This is a genomic window from Nostoc sp. XA010, assembly GCF_020829625.1.
GTDB lineage: Bacteria > Cyanobacteriota > Cyanobacteriia > Cyanobacteriales > Nostocaceae > Nostoc.
In genome coordinates this window covers 54,789-73,212 of record NZ_JAIVFX010000022.1, presented here as the reverse complement: position 1 = coordinate 73,212, position 18,424 = coordinate 54,789, and the positions used below count along the sequence as shown (strand labels likewise).

General features: G+C 43.1%; 12 protein-coding genes. 8 read left to right on the top strand and 4 right to left on the bottom strand.

The window, feature by feature from the left end:
• Window positions 1–425: 425 nt before the first annotated feature.
• Complete coding sequence (gene galT / locus LC608_RS25330; RefSeq protein ID WP_229556202.1) at window positions 426–1,526, bottom strand: galactose-1-phosphate uridylyltransferase; 1,101 nt, start codon at window positions 1,524–1,526, stop codon at window positions 426–428.
• Window positions 1,505–3,364 (bottom strand): glycoside hydrolase family 2 protein, encoded by a 1,860-nt coding sequence (locus LC608_RS25325; RefSeq protein WP_229556201.1) that lies wholly within the window; start codon window positions 3,362–3,364, stop codon window positions 1,505–1,507. Before LC608_RS25325 ends, galT begins: the two co-directional genes overlap by 22 nt.
• Window positions 3,365–4,294: 930 nt before the next feature.
• Here LC608_RS25325 and LC608_RS25320 point away from each other — a divergent pair.
• Window positions 4,295–5,104 (top strand): phytanoyl-CoA dioxygenase family protein, encoded by an 810-nt coding sequence (locus tag LC608_RS25320; RefSeq protein ID WP_229556200.1) that lies wholly within the window; start codon window positions 4,295–4,297, stop codon window positions 5,102–5,104.
• Between the two features lie 233 nt (window positions 5,105–5,337).
• Window positions 5,338–6,327, top strand: coding sequence for a glycoside hydrolase family 43 protein (locus LC608_RS25315; protein WP_229556199.1), 990 nt, complete (start codon window positions 5,338–5,340; stop codon window positions 6,325–6,327).
• A 232-nt stretch (window positions 6,328–6,559) separates the two neighbouring features.
• Here LC608_RS25315 and LC608_RS25310 read toward each other — a convergent pair whose 3' ends face one another.
• Entirely contained in the window at window positions 6,560–7,354 is a 795-nt protein-coding gene (locus LC608_RS25310) for a DUF4142 domain-containing protein (RefSeq protein WP_229556198.1), read from the bottom strand.
• Window positions 7,355–8,152: 798 nt separating this feature from the next.
• On the opposite strand from LC608_RS25310, the gene glf reads away from it, so the two are divergent.
• The gene (gene glf / locus LC608_RS25305; RefSeq protein ID WP_229556197.1) at window positions 8,153–10,603 is read left to right on the top strand and encodes a UDP-galactopyranose mutase; all 2,451 of its coding nucleotides are present in this window, start codon (window positions 8,153–8,155) and stop codon (window positions 10,601–10,603) included.
• An 85-nt stretch (window positions 10,604–10,688) separates the two neighbouring features.
• On the opposite strand, the gene LC608_RS25300 is transcribed toward glf, so the two are convergent.
• Complete coding sequence (locus tag LC608_RS25300) at window positions 10,689–10,934, bottom strand: hypothetical protein (protein WP_229556196.1); 246 nt, start codon at window positions 10,932–10,934, stop codon at window positions 10,689–10,691.
• Window positions 10,935–11,249: 315 nt separating this feature from the next.
• Here LC608_RS25300 and LC608_RS25295 point away from each other — a divergent pair, with 315 nt between their 5' ends.
• The 5 genes from LC608_RS25295 (at window position 11,250) to uvsE (ending at window position 18,309) form a co-directional block, all read left to right on the top strand.
• Window positions 11,250–13,514, top strand: coding sequence for a family 1 glycosylhydrolase (locus LC608_RS25295; protein ID WP_267871197.1), 2,265 nt, complete (start codon window positions 11,250–11,252; stop codon window positions 13,512–13,514).
• Window positions 13,515–13,737: 223 nt separating this feature from the next.
• Window positions 13,738–14,724 carry a UDP-glucose 4-epimerase GalE gene (gene galE / locus LC608_RS25290; protein WP_229556194.1) on the top strand — a complete coding sequence of 329 codons (987 nt, stop codon included), beginning with the start codon at window positions 13,738–13,740 and terminating at the stop codon, window positions 14,722–14,724.
• A gap of 428 nt (window positions 14,725–15,152) precedes the next feature.
• Entirely contained in the window at window positions 15,153–15,797 is a 645-nt protein-coding gene (locus LC608_RS25285; RefSeq protein WP_229556193.1) for a hypothetical protein, read from the top strand.
• 85 nt (window positions 15,798–15,882) lie between these two features.
• On the top strand, window positions 15,883–17,220 hold the full coding sequence (locus LC608_RS25280) for a ScyD/ScyE family protein (RefSeq protein ID WP_229556192.1): 1,338 nt from the start codon (window positions 15,883–15,885) through the stop codon (window positions 17,218–17,220).
• Between the two features lie 132 nt (window positions 17,221–17,352).
• On the top strand, window positions 17,353–18,309 hold the full coding sequence (uvsE, locus tag LC608_RS25275; protein ID WP_229556191.1) for a UV DNA damage repair endonuclease UvsE: 957 nt from the start codon (window positions 17,353–17,355) through the stop codon (window positions 18,307–18,309).
• The last annotated feature ends 115 nt before the right edge of the window (window positions 18,310–18,424 follow it).

Genomic DNA, 18,424 nt, shown 5'->3' with positions numbered 1-18,424 from the left:
ACTGACCTGCATGTTTGTTGTATCGCCCTGCACCTTTGTTGTATCGCCCTGCACCTTTGTTGTATCGCCCTGCACCTTTGTTGCATCAACCTACAAAAATTGACCCACCCTACGTTACACAGCAACTTTAAAAGAAGTGAAACAGTATTACAGAAAAGTTAAAAACCGTCCCCCATTAGAAGGAACGGTTAAGACAATTTGTTGTTCAAGAAGTGGACAAACAGGAATAAATAGGTAGGTTTTTGACATACCTCCTCGTCCTAAAGTCCGAGGATTCCTTAACGCTTCATTGGGTTGTGCTAAATCGAATTAGTCTTACCATCCCTCGACGTTCGTTTATAGTCTCCCAATGCCCTATGGCGACTATATCTAGTTTCCCATAAAGCCGTCCTTAAAAGACGGGGCTTGTATCCCATTAATTTCGGTCACGCCGAAATTGGTTCTTCAATATTTACCATTACAGCTTGTAACTCTTTCGCTTTCTCCTCCGGTAAAGCATCATTGGCAAACATCCCTGCTGCAAGTTCAGTTCCCGCTAGATACTTCAGCCTTTCGCTTGTCCGATATGGTGGAAAAAACTCGGCGTGTAAATGGGCTTCGGGATGGGCTAAACCGTCAGTTGGTGCTTGGAACCAAGCCATCAAGTAAGGAAATGGACGATTCCACAAGCCGTCATACTTGAGAGTGACAGTTTTTAACGCTTTAGCAAGTCCCCAACGTTGCTCTGGAGTAAGATCCATAAAAGTGCCAACTGGTTCTTTAGGAGCAATCCAAACTTCATAGGGGTAACGAGCGCATACCGGGACAAATGCGATCGCATACTCATCTTGATAAATAATCCGTTGATTGTCTGCAATTTCCTTCTGAATCAAGTCTTGCAGTAAACCCCGCCGATTTTTTTCATAATACTCCTGCTGCATTGACAGCATCCGCGCTGGCACAGGCGGTGTAAAAGGATAGGCGTAAATTTGCCCGTGAGGATGGTGCAATGTTACACCCACCTCTACACCCTTGTTTTCAAAAGGCAGCACGTACTGAATTTGGGGATTTGCTCCTAATACGCGGGTGCGATCGCCCCATACTTCTAAGAGCAGATCAAGGTGTTCCAGTTCCAGGGAACTAAGGGAAGCTTGGGCATTTTGAGCAAAAACCACCACTTCACACGCCCCATTAGCAGGCAATGTTTCCACAATACACTCCGGCGGATCGTGTGCCGTTTGAGCCATTGAGGGAAAGCGATTATCAAACACCGCCACATCATACTTACCTGGGGGAAGTTCTGTAGGAAACTCCGGTTTCGTAGTAGGTGCAAGGGGGTTATATTCTGGGGGCGGCATGAAAGTCCGCCCTTGACGGTGAGAAGCGTAAGCAACCCATTCGCCGCGTAAAGGATGCCAGCGCAGGTGGGGATTAGCCTGCACAGGTTCATTACTAGGGCTAGTGGCGATAATATTATCGGCAATCGGGTATCGACTATATAAGGTCAGTGGGCGACCATCCGGCTTTAACAGCTTGTGGGAGTACATAATCCTTGTCCTGAAAGGGTCGCAGCGCGGATCGCCTCAATGGGAAATTTAGGCGTGCGATCAGCGTATAATAAACCGTTAGCTTCTTGGAAAGTATCTGTAAATTGGGTGTAGCAAAATCCGCTAAACAACTCGATATCATTAATTGTTTCGAGCAGAGTAGCGTATTTAATTTCTAGCTCGGAAATATTAGAGCAACGCTCATATCCCCAAGCTTTATCTGCATCGGGGTTTTCAACAGGGGCATAGGCAATACCACCAAACTCAGTCAGCATCACTGGCTGTCCCTGATGCGGAAAGTTATCTAGTGTCAGGATGCGCCCTCCAGGACGCTTCCGGTCAAACAAATCTGATAGCTTTACTTCTGGCCCATAGCGATGACCTAATCGTTGTGGGTGGGTGTCGTAGTCATGAATAGCGAGAATGTCTGTATCCGTACTTTCCCAGCCATCGTTGGCAATCACTGGGCGGCTCGGATCGAGAGTTTTAGTTAAGTGATACATTGCCAAAACATAGTTTCGGTGAGCCGCACTCTCAACCAGATTCGGAACTCCCCAGGATTCATTAAACGTTACCCAAGCTACGATACAGGGGTGGCTGATATCCCGCCTAATCACCTCAGCCCACTCTCGCGTTGTGCGTTCCACTGCTTTAGGTGTGAAACGATATGCACTGGGCATCTCTTCCCATACTAACAACCCCAGCTTATCTGCCCAATATAAAAATCGCGGATCTTCAATTTTCTGGTGCTTACGGACTCCGTTAAAACCCATTGCTTTGGTGAGTTCGACATCGCGCCGCAATGCCCCATCGTCCGGTGCTGTCATTAGCGAATCGGGCCAGTAGCCTTGATCGAGAACTAAGCGTAAATAATAAGGACGACCATTGAGCATAAAGCGATCGCGCTGTATCCCTACAGTCCGCATTGCTGTATAGGATTTGGCTTCATCCAATAGTTGATTGTTATGCCAAAGTTCAACGTGGGCATCCATTAGAGTCGGCTTTTCTGGACTCCACAGCAATTCGTTGCGGTAGTCGTCGATACCTGGATCGGAAAGGGAGATGCGACGGCCAATTTCTCCGTTAAACACTTCATAGGTATCGTTTGCCAACACGTTATTGCCAATGCTCAGTTTTACCTTGATTTGGATACCAGCAGGGGCATCACCTGCGATCGCAGCATAACAACCAACTTCCCAGCGCTCGAAATCGGGACTCCACCGAATACTATCGATGTAAGTTCTACCTACGCGCTCAATCCAGACTGTTTGCCAAATACCACTGGTGCGAGGATACCAAATACTATGCGGTTCCAATTGCCAATCCTGCTTTCCTCTAGGCTTGGCAAGGTCACCAGGATCATCCTGGGCCCAGACTGTTACTTTAGTTATGCCAGTGTCATTCAAAACTGTGGTAATATCCAGCGTGAAAGGAGTATGTCCCCCTTCATGCTCTATCATGTATTTATCATTCACCCAAACACGGGCGCGGTAATCCACAGCCCCAAAGTGCAGTAATAATCTGCCGTCACCTTCAGGTGTTTCAAATTCTCGCTCATACCAGCAGTTTGGATGAAAACCTGTATCACCAATACCACTTTTGGTAGATTCGGGAGCGAAGGGAACTTGTATATAATGACTCCACTCCTGGATATCGACTGGTTGAACACATCGTCCTTCATCGTCAAAAGCGAACTTCCACTCACCGTTTAAATTTAGCCAGTGCGATCGCTGTAACTGTGGACGTGGATACCCAGCTTCTGGAAAGCTAGAAACCCTTTGATTATCTGTATCGGGGGGCAGGTCAACCTTACGTTTTTGTATATCCAACAAATTCATTAAAACCTCTTAATGTAACTACAATAGAATTTTTTGTGGCTTCGGTTTAGACTAAACTAGTCTGTTTTGAGACATTCCAGGAGTTTTTTACTCCTTTATCTGTAATCTATATAACTTTATACCTGTATTTATAGAAAGCTATTTATCGCTTAATAGTAAACATAAAATGCATCAAGCGCCTTAGTAGGGGAGCTACAAAATTAGGTATAGACTATTGACTCGTGACATTATGGCACACATATTGTGAATATTTGTCAAGTCCGCAGGAAAAAATTAGGTAAGCTGTTCCATATTTAAATTACATCTACTGGGCGCCAAAACGCCCACCCCACAAGAGTTATGTTGAATTGGGTTTTGCAAGTTACTCTATTGCCCCATAACGCTGGAATTTTTTTTAACTAATTCAGGGGGTTTAAGTCAAGATAAACTCACAAGTGGCGGGGTGTGTCTTGCACAATCCCCATAGAAGGAAATTTCCACTCCGGTTTGGCGCTAAATTTCCCTTACAAAACTTAATTAAGTATTATAAATTATTTTAATTCTTAGATTACGGAGTTGTAGCTAATTTTCAGCAGTCGTCGGATGAATCTGCGGCGAAAACTCCAATCTTGGCGGCAAAGGCAACACTTTTTCCTTTCAGTAGTTTTATCACCTCTTACTACACTTATAATATCACAATTTGGGCAGTGAGCTGGTTTAAGAACCATTGCTGTATTTCTGATTCAGCACCTTACCCCACAACTGGAAAACCCAAGAAACTAATCAAGATAAAGTCTTATCTATAAAGAGATTTGGATAACCTAAGTCTACAAAAACTGATAAGTCAATTCCAGAAATGGTGCGTTATTATCGACGAACAATTGCAAAAACTGCTATTGAGAGTCCGATTTAAATTCGACTTTAACATGATGAATTGGCGAGGATAAGAAAATGGTTCAAAGTATAGGTAGAGCAACAAAATATACAGATAGTGACCTAAACCGATTTGCCGAAGACCTGAATCGAGACGGAATTTGTGTGATTCGCGGTCTTTTTGATAAAGAATTGATTAGCGAATGGGCAAAAGCTTTTGAAAATTTATTCCGAGAGCGCCAAAATCGACCAGGTGGACTGGCTCCCCGTGAAATTGCGCGTTACTATCTAACGTTGCCTTGGGTTTCCCCCTTTGCCAATGTGGAAGTTTTCGCTAATCCGGTGATTATGGGTGTGCTGGAGCGAGTATTTTTTCAGGAATATGTGATGGTTCAGTTGGGAGTTGATCTCCCAGTACAAGGTTCGGATTATCAGGAAATCCACCGGGACTATCGCCCTTTGTTCTCCGACCAAATAGTAACGCCACTCTACGCCCTTGCGGTTAACTTCCCACTTGTGGAAGTAACGGCAGAAAACGGCCCGTTCCAGATGGCGCGTGGTACGCATATCTTGCCGCGTGAAGAGGGACTAAGGAAAATTGCCACTGGTGAAATTCCGATGGAATCTTTTTATATGGAGCTAGGGGATGCGATGATTCGGACACCTTTGGCGTTGCATCGGGGTTCACCAAATCGGACTAACCAGCCAAGACCGATGGTAGTTATGGGCTATGCTATGCATTGGTTGCACACGCCGAAGGTGGATTTGACTCTCCAACGAGATTATTATGAGAGCCTACCAGAGAATTTAAGGCAGATGATTCGTTGTCAGGTGGTGGAACAGTTGCCAAAGGAGAAGGTTGAAACTTACGTGAATTTCAAATACTAATAAGCTATTCCACATTTACAGCTATTTTCAGGTAAATATACCATGCCCTACGGGCACAGCAATGCTGTGCCCTGACGATAGAGTTTTCGTATTTTTGTAGAGGAGTTTGGAATCATTCATACTCAAATTCAACAATGCCGGACAATTCAAGGGCGCGAACCAGCATAAAGATAGTTGTTTTTACGATCGCACTTCCTCAAAAATTGAGTTAACACGCTATAGCGAGCACCGAGATGTTAACTTATACCAATCCAGTCTATAAAGGCTATTTTGCCGATCCTTTTGTTTGGGAATTTGAGGGTGTATACTATGCGATCGGCACTGGTGCAGCCGAAGCGGAAGGAACAGTAGACGAAATCGCAAAACTACGTGTCTTCCCTCTATTACGCTCCTTTGATTTCGTGAATTGGGATTTTGTAGATAACGCCCTGTTGCGGCCAGACCCCTCCTTTGGCGATAATTTTTGGGCCCCAGAAATTGCTTATTGCAATGGCAAGTTCTACCTCTACTACTCTGTAGGACACGAGGACAAGAATCATCAGTTACGTGTTGCCACGAGCGATACTCCCTTGGGTCCCTATAAAGATGTTGGCGAACCACTTGTAGACCCGAAGTCTTGCTCCTTCGCCATTGACCCCCACGCATTCCGTGATGAAGATGGGCAGTGGTATTTATTTTATGCTCGTGATTTTTTAGACACCGAGGGCGGCGTGCGGGCTGGTACTGCCCTCTTTGTAGACCGACTCCAAGATATGACGAAACTCTGCGGTGTCGGCAAAGTCGTCTTACGGGCGCGTTCCGATTGGCAACGATTTTTAGTCAACCGATTGATGTATGGTGAACATTTTGATTGGCATACCTTAGAAGGCCCCTGTGTTCGTAAACATGAAGGTCGATATTATTGCTTTTATAGTGGTGGGCGCTGGGAAACTGAGGACTACGGTGTAGACTATGGAGTTGCGGATCAGGTGATGGGGCCTTACTCTGATGTGGGTAACGAAACGGGGCCACGGGTGTTGCGTTCGCTTCCTGATCGTGTCAAAGGGCCTGGACACAATTCCATCGTTGTGGGGCCGGATGGTAAGACTGAGTACATTGTCTACCATGCGTGGGCGGCGAATATGGATGCGCGGCGAATGTGCTTGGATAAACTCATTTGGACGCCAGATGGGCCATATTGTGAAGGCCCCACCTGGACACCACAAGCGATCGCCTGTAAATGAATTTGATTCCAAAGGTTGATTTGGATACAACAAACTATTAAGGCATTGCCATGCCCCTGCGAAAAATCTATATATATTTAGATATATTAGAATTTTTGTGAATTGGTATGAGAGGCTTTTAATTCTCCCCCTTCCCTAGTAGGGAAAGGGGTTAGGTTTAGTGTTGGTTTTTTCACATAGCGTGAAAACTTAGCTCGGCAATGTGGGAAGATTTTACCTTTGTTGCACTATCTTACTTATCGGTTCTTGTAGGTGTAGTATTCTCTCGAGGTAGCTTAGTACCTCCTCCTGTAGGGGAAGGATTCTTCTCAGGTAGACTATCGGCTCCTCCTGTAGAGGAACCATTGTTCTGAGGTAAGCTATCGGCTCCTTCTGTAGGGGAAGTATTGCCTTGAGGGGTTGATGCACCAGAATTATTAGGCAGATTATTATATCTCCGCGCAACCTGGCCAAATTGATATTTTGTGATGGCGCTAGCAGTGTTAAAGTGCTTTCTGATGGTTGGTAATCCTCGATTCGCTACTGCTACAAGGTCGGGGTTTTGTCCAAACGCCGCTTCGCGTTGGAAAAGGGCTGCGTTCTCCAGATGAGCATTTACACCACCCTCATCCATATATGCTTGCTCAAATCGATCGCCTTCTAACTGAGACAGTCGCGCCAGTGATGCTTGAAATTTTGGCGCAGGAGTGGTGGGAGGAGTTACACCCAATCGTGAACCAATCCGTGTCAAGTCATTTTTCACCTGTGTTTGCTCTTGAATCTCTGCTGTGGCAAATTGTTTCACTTGAGGATTAGTCGAACGCTGCAATGCTAATTGCCCCAGCGCGATGTTACCTAAGCCTGCTTGACCTGCATCTATAAAAAATTGCCGATCAACCTCGTTAACTTGGGTATTTTGGGTTGGTGTTGTTCGTCGATTTGTTTGAGCATTCACAAACTCACTATTTGGAAGTAATGCTGAGTATCCCAATGAGACGAAAAATCCGACTGCAAGGAGAACAATAGTAACTAAGGTTCGTTTAATCATTGTCAGTTCCTAAGAAAGCTTGGCTAAACCAGCGTGTATTTCCACTAGATCATTTGCTCAAAATTTTTTGGCGAGATTGATGATCCTGCAAAAAACTTGATAAGTCTGGAAAAGTACGCTATCTCCAATAGTCTTCTCCTTGCGATAAATATCCATCTTTCTTGAGGTGTGTTTAGATCCCCAAATAAAAAGTAATTTTTTCTTAGATCGACTTTATCCAATCAAATGATATAAACCATATTATTGAGCAATTGCTCAATAATTCCACTCGAAAGCCGGAAATTTGTACAATTATAGTTAGTTTAGGTGAGCAAAAAAAAGTCTAAAGTTCTGATAAATATAGATTTTAATTTTGAATTTTGAATTGTTAATGTCCTCTTAGTCGAAGGATAAATCTAGTGGAGCCTTAGCCAAACTGGTTTGATATCAGAATTCTATTAATAATTTTGGGACTGGACATCATCAGATATTTCTGAGCAGTAACTATAAAAGATCTGTAGTAGATACTTAAGTAAGCTGTTTTTTTATACTTTTAACTTACTTTGTTTTAATCTTTACTTACAAAAGTAACGCCGATGTAAGCCTTTTGGCGTATATCTAATTATATATTTAGCTAAATTTGACAGATAAATAAGTATTATTAACGTTATAATTTTAATACTTAAGAATAATACAGTAATTTTTAATTACTATATTTAGATAGATGAATATGTAATTAAAAAAAGCAAATAATAAGATTAATTCTTACGAGAAAGAGAACTTGTTAGTCCAACATTCTGCAAGTTGAGTTAATAATCTATGTCAAGTAATAAAGTGCAAAAAAACAACGGTGTGAGTCATATTGTGTCACCAACGGTAAATGAAGCAAAATCATCGGAGACAGCGAAATTACAATCGCTAGGGACATCAAAAAATTTATCCTCATTCAACAAAAACTCTCGGTCAACAAAAGCTTTTACCGATACGCCTGATATAGTTTGCTTATCTCATCTGCGTTGGAATTTTGTATATCAAAGACCACAACATCTTTTAAGTCGCTGCGCTCAAAAAAAGAGAGTGTTCTTTATCGAAGAGCCAATTTTTAACCGGGAACCATTGGGGCGATTGGACGTTAGTGAAGACAAAAGTGGAGTGATAGTTGTTGTTCCATATTTACCAGAAGGTCTAACTGAAGAAGCAGTAAACGCAGATATAAAAGTACTGCTCGATGGGCTATTTGCAGAACATAATATCTCTAAGTACATTTGTTGGTACTATACGCCAATGGCGATCGCATGGGCAAGCCATTTAGAACCTGAAGCTGTTATCTACGATTGCATGGATGAATTGTCTGCCTTTAAAGGAGCATCGCCTACTTTAAAGAACTACGAAGCAGAGCTATTTCGCCGGGCAAACCTAGTATTTACAGGCGGGCAAAGCCTTTACGAAAGTAAAGTAAACCAGCATCCAAACGTTTATGCCTTTCCCAGTAGTGTAGATGTACCCCACTTTGGACAAGGAAGAACCGTTAAAGAAGAACCAGCAGACCAAGCGAATATTCCTCATCCCCGCATTGGCTTTTATGGTGTAATTGATGAGCGGATGGATATTGAATTATTAGCTGGAATTGCCGAGGCTCGTCCTGATTGGCATTTAGTGATAATTGGGCCAGTTGTGAAAATTGACCCAGCAACTCTGCCACAGCATGAAAATATTCATTATCTCGGTGGTAAAGACTATAAAGACTTACCTGCATATCTAGGCGGTTGGGATTTGGCAATGTTGCCGTTTGCGCGAAACGAGTCAACACGTTTTATTAGCCCGACTAAAACACCAGAGTATTTAGCCGCAGGTAAACCTGTAGTCTCTACTTCGATTCGAGATGTGGTGCGTCCTTATGCAGACTTGAAGCTAGTACGAATTGCAGACACGACTGAAGAGTTCGTCGCCGCAGCAGAACAGGCATTGCAAGAAGATACTCCAGCATCAGGATGGTTGAGTCGAGTAGATGCATTCTTAGAGCAGATTTCTTGGGATCGGACTTGGGGATCGATGATGCAGTTGATAGATTCTGCGATCGCAACCACGCCAGATACCACAACTAATGGTAAAAATGGGAAATCTCCCATCTCAACAGATATTCCAGAAGCACCAAGCATCATTACCAGAGACTTTATATTTGATTATTTAGTTGTTGGTGCAGGCTTCTCTGGTAGCGTTATCGCTGATCGTTTGGCGAGACATTCCGGTAAAAAAGTATTGGTTGTAGACAAGCGCAACCACATTGGTGGTAATGCTTACGACCATTATGACGACCACGGGATTCTCGTACATAAATATGGCCCTCATATCTTTCATACCAGTTCCCGCGAAGTATTTGAATACCTCTCACAGTTTACTCCCTGGCGTTCTTACGAGCATCACGTTCTAGCCAGCGTAGATGGGCAACTCGTCCCCATCCCGATTAACCTTGACACCATCAACAAACTCTATGGAATGAACCTCAACTCATTCCAGGCAGAAGAGTTTTTTCAGTCCGTTGCAGAACCGAGAGAACACATCCGTACCTCTGAAGATGTAGTAATTAGTAAAGTTGGTCAGGAACTTTACGAAAAATTCTTCAAAAACTATACTCGCAAACAATGGGGACTTGATCCTTCAGAACTTGACAAAACAGTAATTGCCCGAATTCCCACCCGTACAAACCGCGACAGCCGATATTTCACAGATAGTTACCAAGCAATGCCACTGCATGGCTTTACTCGGATGTTTGAGAATATGTTAAATCATCCAAACATTAAGGTAATGCTCAACACTGATTACCGTGAAATCGAGAAGGCTATACCTTGCCGCGAGATGGTTTACACTGGGCCAGTTGATGAGTTTTTTGATTGTCGCTACGGTAAACTACCTTATCGCTCATTAGATTTTAAACACGAAACGCATCACACCCCTGTGTTTCAGTCAGCGCCAGTGATTAACTATCCCAACGAACAACTGTATACCCGTATTACCGAATTTAAGTACCTAACTGGACAGGAACACTCCAAAACTAGTATTGTTTACGAGTTTCCCAAGGCAGAGGGCGACCCATATTATCCAGTGCCACGTCCTGAAAATCAGGAAATTTACAAACAATACAAAGCCCTGGCTGAGTCAACATCAGGTGTGCATTTTGTGGGACGGCTAGCTACATACAAGTATCTAAACATGGATCATTGTGTGGCGCAGGCTTTAGCAACATACAAACAAATAGCGGTTAAGGCTTAAGTTTCTTGATGTTGATCGTGGGCAGGTACTGCCCAGCCTACACTTTTTCAAAGTAGAGACGCAATTCATTGCGTCTTTACAAAAGTCAGGTTGGCAATTTTATGTGACTGGCAGATGATTTAGTGGTTACTAAGTATAGCATTTCATTAATTCGTAGCGAATTAAATGTGGCAATACCCTGCAATGTTAATGCATCGGCTGACAATGCCAACGCATTGGCTAACAATGCTAATGCATCTTCTGACAATGCCAATGCATTGGCTAACAATGTCAACGCATTGGCTGACAATGCCAACGCATCGGCTGACAATGCTAATGCGTCCCCCTGCATTAAAAACGCAACGCTACGATTTTACGCAAAGCTGTACTAAGAAACTGTTGCATCTGAGTATTCCACTAATTGATTTTGAATTCTGTATTTTTCTTTATGCTTTTGTGGTCAACGCTCTGCAAATAGTAGATATTATATCTGCGTTATCAAAATACGGAAATATTCAAGTAGAACTTACGCAAAACTACACGCGCTCTGGGGCAATACCCTGCGGGAAGCCTTCGGCTACATGAATTGCCCCTACCTGAAAAAAGGTTTCTGCTATTGTTTGCGTAAGTCTTGATAAAGGTAATAAAAGCTTTGGTTGTGTAAATTATGTCTTTTTTCTTTAACTCAAGTGAAGACGTGACAAATAACGTTTTGAGAGAGAATAATTCACAACTCCCCTTGGAAGTGTGGGCTGGTGTAGAGTGTACAGTTAATCGCGTGGGTGATGAGTATTTAGACCAGTTGGAACGCAACGGTCATGCAACGCGCTTAGATGATTTAGATTTGTTTGCAGAACTAGGGATAAAAGCTATCCGCTACCCTGTATTGTGGGAAAAGATAGCACCTAATGGGCTAGAAAATGCCGATTGGTCTTGGGCTGATGAGCGATTGGGGCGCTTGCGCGAACTCGGCATCCTTCCAATTGTGGGATTAGTGCATCATGGTAGTGGCCCACGAGATACGAGTTTGGTAGACCCAGAATTTCCAGAAAAACTAGCAGTGTTTGCTCGTGCGGTTGCCGAACGTTATCCTTGGGTTACACATTACACGCCTGTAAACGAGCCACTGACAACGGCGCGATTCAGTGGAATGTATGGTCACTGGTATCCTCACGGACGGGATGATTTAACTTTCGCCCGTGCTTTGTTAGGAGAGTGTCGCGCAGTAGCCTTGGCAATGAAGGCAATTCGGGAAGTTAACCCCAGCGCTCAACTAGTGCAAACCGAGGATTTAGGTAAGACTTACAGTACACCTAAACTAGAATATCAAGCAGAATTGGAGAACGATCGCCGTTGGTTGAGCCTTGATTTATTGTGCGGTCGAATTAACCCAACTCATTCAATGTGGGGTTACTTAAAGAAGTGTGGCATCAGTGAGGCTGAACTTGAGACATTTTTGCAAAATACCTGTCCCCCTGACATCATTGGAATTAACCATTATTTAACCAGCGAACGCTTTTTGGATGAACACACAGAAAATTATCCAGCTTGGACGCATGGCGGTAATGGGCATGACAAGTATGCAGATGTAGAGGCGGTGCGAGTTTGTGCTGAGGGATTGGCAGGTCCACGTACATTGTTACTAGAAACATGGGAACGCTATCACCTGCCCCTTGCTGTCACCGAAGCTCATATTAGCTGCACTCGTGAGGAGCAGCTACGCTGGCTTTATGAGGTGTGGAATGCGGCGCAAGAATTACAAGCTGAGGGTGTGGATATTCGCGCTGTCACTGTTTGGGCGCTCCTTGGCAGCTACGATTGGAATAGTTTAGTTACAAAAGCTAACGGCTACTACGAGCCAGGCGTATTTGATTTACGTTCGCGTAGTGTCTCCTCTGGAGAATCGCCACATCCTCGACCAACAGCGATCGCTAAAATGGTGCAGGATCTAGCAAATGGGCATCAACTAAATCATCCGCTACTTGAAACCCCTGGCTGGTGGCATCGCCAAGAGCGCCTGTTATACCCTGCACTAAGTTGCAATGCGATGATCGGGGAAGCAAGGAAAAAAACTTCCCTAATGCCCCCTGCCTCCCCTCGTCCTTTGGCGATCGTCGGTGCCAGAGGAACTCTCGGAAAGGCTTTTGCTCGGTTGTGCGAAGTGCGCGGAATTTCATATCAGCTGCTGACGCGCCAAGAAATGGATATTACCAATCCTGCCTCTGTGGATGCGGCACTTACCCAGTTGAAGCCGTGGGCGGTTGTGAACGCTGCCGGATACGTGCGGGTGGACGATGCTGAACGTGAACCCCATGTTTGCTTACAGGTGAACGCTGAAGGCCCAGCGATTCTAGCTGCTGCTTGCGCTGAACATAATGTACCGCTATTAACCTTCTCCTCAGATTTGGTATTTGACGGTGCTGTATCTAATCCTTATGTCGAAACTGATACCGTTGCTCCTCTTAATGTATATGGGTGCAGTAAAGTTTTGGCAGAAAAGCTGGTATTGCAGGCTTATCCTGCATCACTAGTGATTCGCACAAGTGCATTTTTTGGCCCGTGGGATGAGTATAACTTTGTCACGATCGCTCTGCGTCAGCTTAGTGCTGGTAATAATTTCGTTGCCGCCGAGGATGGAATTATTTCACCTACTTATGTACCAGATTTAGTTCATGCCAGCCTAGATTTATTAATTGACGGCGAGTCTGGGCTGTGGCATTTGGCGAATAAGAGTGCGATCGCCTGGGCTGATTTAGCAAGGTTAGCGGCTAAACAAGCTGGAGTCAGTGTTACCAATCTAATTTCTGTGCCCACAGAAGAGCTTGGTTTAACTGCTCCCCGCCCAACTTACAGCGTTCTTGGTAGCAGCCGAGGTGAATTTATGCCATCCCTTGACAATGCAATTTCTCGTTACTTGGAAGAAAGAATTTAGATGAGTTTGTAGTAAGCACAAAGCGTGCTTCTTTGAAAACTAAAGTCCTCACTACAACCATCTATGTCTCAGAGAATGTTTTAAAAGTCCTATTGTAGGTATCAAAAGTTTTAGATCCCTCTAAATTCCCCGATAAATTGAGGAACTTTGATTCCGGTCTTTTTAAGGGCGGTTAGGAGGGATGAATAAATGCCTAAATCTCTCTACCCCCCAATCCCCAGTTATGTCAACCATTTTAGTAACCGGAGGAGCCGGATATATTGGCTCCCATGCTGTATTAGCTCTGAAAAATGCAGGTTATGAAGTAATTGTTCTGGATAATCTATCCAATGGGCATCGTGAACTTGTAGAAGAAGTTTTGCAGATAAAGTTGATTGTTGGCGACATGAGCGATCGCGCCCTGCTTGATAACATATTTTCAACTCACAATATAGAGGCAGTAATGCATTTTGCTGCTTATATTGCCGTGGGTGAATCTGTCACCGATCCAGCTAAATATTACCAAAATAATGTTGCAGGAACCCTGACACTTTTAGAGGCAATGCTTGCTGCGTCAGTTAAGAAATTTATCTTTTCTTCTACCTGCGCCCTTTATGGTGTACCAAAGTTTGTTCCCCTTACCGAAGAACATCCGCAAGATCCCATTAGTCCATACGCTACAAGCAAGTGGATGGTAGAACGAATTTTATCTGATTTTGATACAGCTTACAATTTAAAATCTGTACGTTTCCGTTACTTTAACGCTGCCGGTGCTGACCCCAATGGATTGCTAGGTGAAGACCATGAACCTGAAACTCACCTTATACCGTTAGTACTATTAGCTGCTTTGGGTAAACGCGAATCTATCTTTATTTTCGGCACTGATTACCCTACCCCAGACGGTACTTGTATCCGGGATTATATTCACGTAACTGATTTGGCGCAAGCTCATATTTTGGGTTTAGAATATCTGCTCAAAGGTGGAGAAAGTGAAGTATTTAATTTGGGAAATGGTAGTGGTTTTTCAGTTCGAGAAGTGATAGAAACTGCTCAGGAAGTGACAGGGAAAGAAATCAAAGTTGAAGAGCGCGATCGTAGACCAGGCGACCCTCCTATTTTAGTTGGCAGTAGTGACAAAGCAACTAAAGTTTTGGGTTGGCATCCCCAGTATCCCAACGTGAAGGAAATCCTCACACATGCTTGGCAATGGCATCAGCGACGACATAGGTAAAGACAAAAGATTTCACTATTATCGTCACGATATATGCCCAACAAAGAATAAAGGCAGTTTAACTCATCCCACAGCTTGAAGCCGTGGGATTTCGAGTCATTAGTCATGGGCATTAATTTTCTAGCATCTTAAAATAAACCTGTGGGATTCTTAAATTCCCTACAAAGACAGTCTAGTAACTAATAAAAAATTGCCAAGTTTATCAAAAGATTATTCATTGCAACTGCACTTAAAATCCTCTAACCTTTAACCCCGTAGGGTCAATTGACATTAATTTTTTAATTTCAAAATCTTTAGATTGTCTCCTGTAGACAACAATTTACACAATTGACCCAAATTGAAAGACTTTTGTAAAAGTCGCATATTTCCGAAAATTGAATATTCGACTTATTGTCAAAATCAATAGTTTTTGAGGTTAGAAGTTTTAAATGATACTTCGCTCATTCCAGGTGTGGCTAGTTCCATTGGTTCTCACTTTCACTAGCATTTGCTTAGATGCAATGAGAGCTACAGCACAAACCATATATCCATTTACTGGCAACTATCGCACAACAGTTAATATTGAGCCGATCTCAGGCAACGTTTCCAAGGTATTTGAGGTAGGTTTGAGTGATGATGCGCCGTATGATTTAGGACTATACGAAGGTTTAACATACTCTGTGCTTGATGCCAATGGAAATCTGACTTTTAATAATAATCCAGAGGTATTCAGCGTTCAAGGTTTCCCACAGGGATACATTCTATTTGGTAGTGGTACTAACAAGTTATTTGGAACAAGTGATGCTAGTGCTTCAGTGAATTTTGAAAATCTGACAGCGAAAGGCTCTGGCGTCGTAAATATCACCGATGGTGAAGGCATATTCAAAAACGCTACAAGCACACTATTATTCTCCGAAGAAGACATAGTTAATCTGGGAGCAACTATTACTTTGAAGGGTCAGGCTTTAGTAACCGGTTCTATCGAAGTTCCTCAAGAAGTTCTAGAACCAACAACTATGATGCCACTTATTAGTATAGGTTTGATTGGAGCCAGTTTTATCGTGCGTCGGCGCTACCGTCGATTAGCTGGATGAACTGTGGCGGAATAAAGCACCATGTTATTGCCACGATTAGTTAATAAAAATACTTAATAAATCTCTACTTTATTTGGATTGTCCAATGCCTTTATCTTTAATTTCTAAGTCTGCTCTTAGTTTTACATTGCTCACTGTTTGCCTTGCCGTTTTTTCTGAAATAAAACCAGCAAAAGCTGTGTCATTTAGTGTGCTTGCTGACGGTCTTGATAATGTCCGTGGTCTTAATTTTGCTCCTGACGGTAGTCTCTATATTACAGAGTCAGGTGTGGGGGGAGATGGGCGATGTATTCCGGGCCCTAGTTTGGAAGGTCTGCTTTCATGTGCTGGTACAAGTGGTGCTGTGACTAGAGTTAAGGATGGGAAACAAGAACGTGTAATTACAGGATTACCTTCAATAGCATTAAGACCTACTGGTACTACAGGTGAAGGACCTCAAGATATCCAATTTGATCGCTTGGGCAATCCCTATCTTCTAATTGGGTATGCTGGTAATCCAACTATTTCCGATTTTCCGAAAAATTCTCCTAGCTGGGGACAGCTTTATAAAGTAGACCTGAAAACAGGTTCGTTGAAAAGTATTGCTGATTTGGCAAAGTATGAATTCGCTAATAATGCAGATGGGGTTGATGTGCTTGATGTTAGCGGTGAAATAGCTAGTAACCCCTATGCTTTTACAATTAAGGATGATACTGCTTATATTGTTGATGCGGCTGCAAACAACGTTTTGACTGTGGGACTTGATGGAAGTGATTTAAAGTCACTAACTGTGCTTCCTACACAAAAGATAACTAATCCCATTTTCCCCGCTCCTGAGCCAGGACAAGTACTACCTCCTGATGCGCCGCCATCTGGACAAACACCACAGGAGATTGAAATTCAATCAGTACCTACAGGTGTTACATTTGGCCCCGATGGTGCAATATATGTGAGCGAATACACTGGTTTCCCTTTTCCAGAAGGTAAAGCAAGGATTTTTCGGATTGGTGTTGATGGTGAAACTACAGTTTACGCTGATGGTTTTACCCAACTGAGTGACTTGGCTTTTGATGCTGAAAGTAATTTGTATGCTTTACAATATGGCAATGAACCACAGTGGAAAGGTGTTTCAGATGGTTCTTTAGTGCAAATAGCCCCTGATGGAACCCGGACAACGCTGCTAAGTGGTAATGGGTTAGAGTCTGCTACTGCCTTGACTGTTAGCCCTGATGGTGCTGTTTATGTTTCAAATAAAGGCGATCGCCCAGGACAAGGACAAGTTTTAAGGATTGACACTACAAAAAAAGTTCCTGAACCGACTTCTATATTGGGCTTATTAGTAGGGTTTGGTGCATTAGGTGTTTGTTCATTCACCAAGCGCAGCCCTTCAGGCAACTCAAAATTGCAAGCTATGATCCGAATTATGGCGAGACGATTGGCATAAAATTTTACCTCTTATAACTTTTCAAACATCCTCTAAGGCTTAAGACTTCATTCTTTAGGTACTCGTAAGGTAGTGGTAGAAATTGTTTAAATTAAAGAATGGCTCAAAACAGGCAACAGTTAGTATTAGCTAATGACCGTAATCGAGTTTCAAAAATTACCTAAAGCACAGCAGTGCCAAAAAATTACACTGCCCCATTTAGGGCTAGTTTGCATCACCTCTGACAAACAAGTGCGCTTTCGGACAATGACGCGCACCCGATACTTAAAACTTTCCCTTAGCGATCGCAAAAGTGCCCTGAGTGAACTGTATCGACATAACTTACAGCGTTTGCATGACGCCCTTTCCTTTTGTGAGCAGAATCAAATTCAACTTTATCGGATGTCTTCTGCCCTATTTCCTCTAAGTGACTTAGAAGACGAAATCGGCGCAAATATATTAGAGGCAATGAGCGCTGATTTAGCAACAATCGGTCAACGAGCAAATGCATTAAGCATAAGAATGGTGTTGCATCCAGATCAATATGTAGTGCTGAGTTCTGATTCTCCCGAAGTGGTACAAGCAAGTATCAATAATTTAGCAGGACATGCACGTATATTTGACTTACTGGGCTTACCGCGATCGCCTTGGTCATTGATGAATATTCATGGTGGCAAATCTCAACGTCCTGAACAACTAGTAAAGGTAATCTCCCAACTACCAGAAAATATCAAAAGCCGCTTGACGCTAGAAAACGATGAATACGCCTATAGTGCCGATGAAATTTTAGCAGTATGTCAGCAAGCTGGCGTACCGATGGTATTTGATGCCCATCACCATATTTGCCATGAAAATTTAGATAGCTACGATCATCCGAGTGTAGAATCGATGTTTTACGCAGCGCGAGAAACTTGGACAAATCCAGATTGGCAATTAGTCCATATTTCCAATGGTGAGCAAGCTTTCAATGACAGAAAACACAGCAACTTGATTACCGATATGCCTAACGTCTACCACCAAGCACCGTGGATCGAAGTCGAAGCTAAACAAAAAGAAGAAGCGATCGCGCTTTTGCGTTCTTCCTGGCTGATGAAAAGTAATTGTACGTAAATTAACACAATACCCTAGCTAGTAATGAAAAGTTTGTAGTAAGCACTTTAGTGCTTAGAAGATTAGGACTAAAGTCCTTACTACGAACTTAATTTCTCATCAATTTCTCTTCTTT

Coding starts and splice junctions, on each gene's coding strand:
- galT (WP_229556202.1), bottom strand. CDS start 1,526: ATGTACTCCCACAAGCTGTTAAAGCCGGATGGTCGCCCACTGACCTTA.
- LC608_RS25325 (WP_229556201.1), bottom strand. CDS start 3,364: ATGAATTTGTTGGATATACAAAAACGTAAGGTTGACCTGCCCCCCGAT.
- LC608_RS25320 (WP_229556200.1), top strand. CDS start 4,295: ATGGTTCAAAGTATAGGTAGAGCAACAAAATATACAGATAGTGACCTA.
- LC608_RS25315 (WP_229556199.1), top strand. CDS start 5,338: ATGTTAACTTATACCAATCCAGTCTATAAAGGCTATTTTGCCGATCCT.
- LC608_RS25310 (WP_229556198.1), bottom strand. CDS start 7,354: ATGATTAAACGAACCTTAGTTACTATTGTTCTCCTTGCAGTCGGATTT.
- glf (WP_229556197.1), top strand. CDS start 8,153: ATGTCAAGTAATAAAGTGCAAAAAAACAACGGTGTGAGTCATATTGTG.
- LC608_RS25300 (WP_229556196.1), bottom strand. CDS start 10,934: ATGCAGGGGGACGCATTAGCATTGTCAGCCGATGCGTTGGCATTGTCA.
- LC608_RS25295 (WP_267871197.1), top strand. CDS start 11,250: ATGTCTTTTTTCTTTAACTCAAGTGAAGACGTGACAAATAACGTTTTG.
- galE (WP_229556194.1), top strand. CDS start 13,738: ATGTCAACCATTTTAGTAACCGGAGGAGCCGGATATATTGGCTCCCAT.
- LC608_RS25285 (WP_229556193.1), top strand. CDS start 15,153: ATGATACTTCGCTCATTCCAGGTGTGGCTAGTTCCATTGGTTCTCACT.
- LC608_RS25280 (WP_229556192.1), top strand. CDS start 15,883: ATGCCTTTATCTTTAATTTCTAAGTCTGCTCTTAGTTTTACATTGCTC.
- uvsE (WP_229556191.1), top strand. CDS start 17,353: ATGACCGTAATCGAGTTTCAAAAATTACCTAAAGCACAGCAGTGCCAA.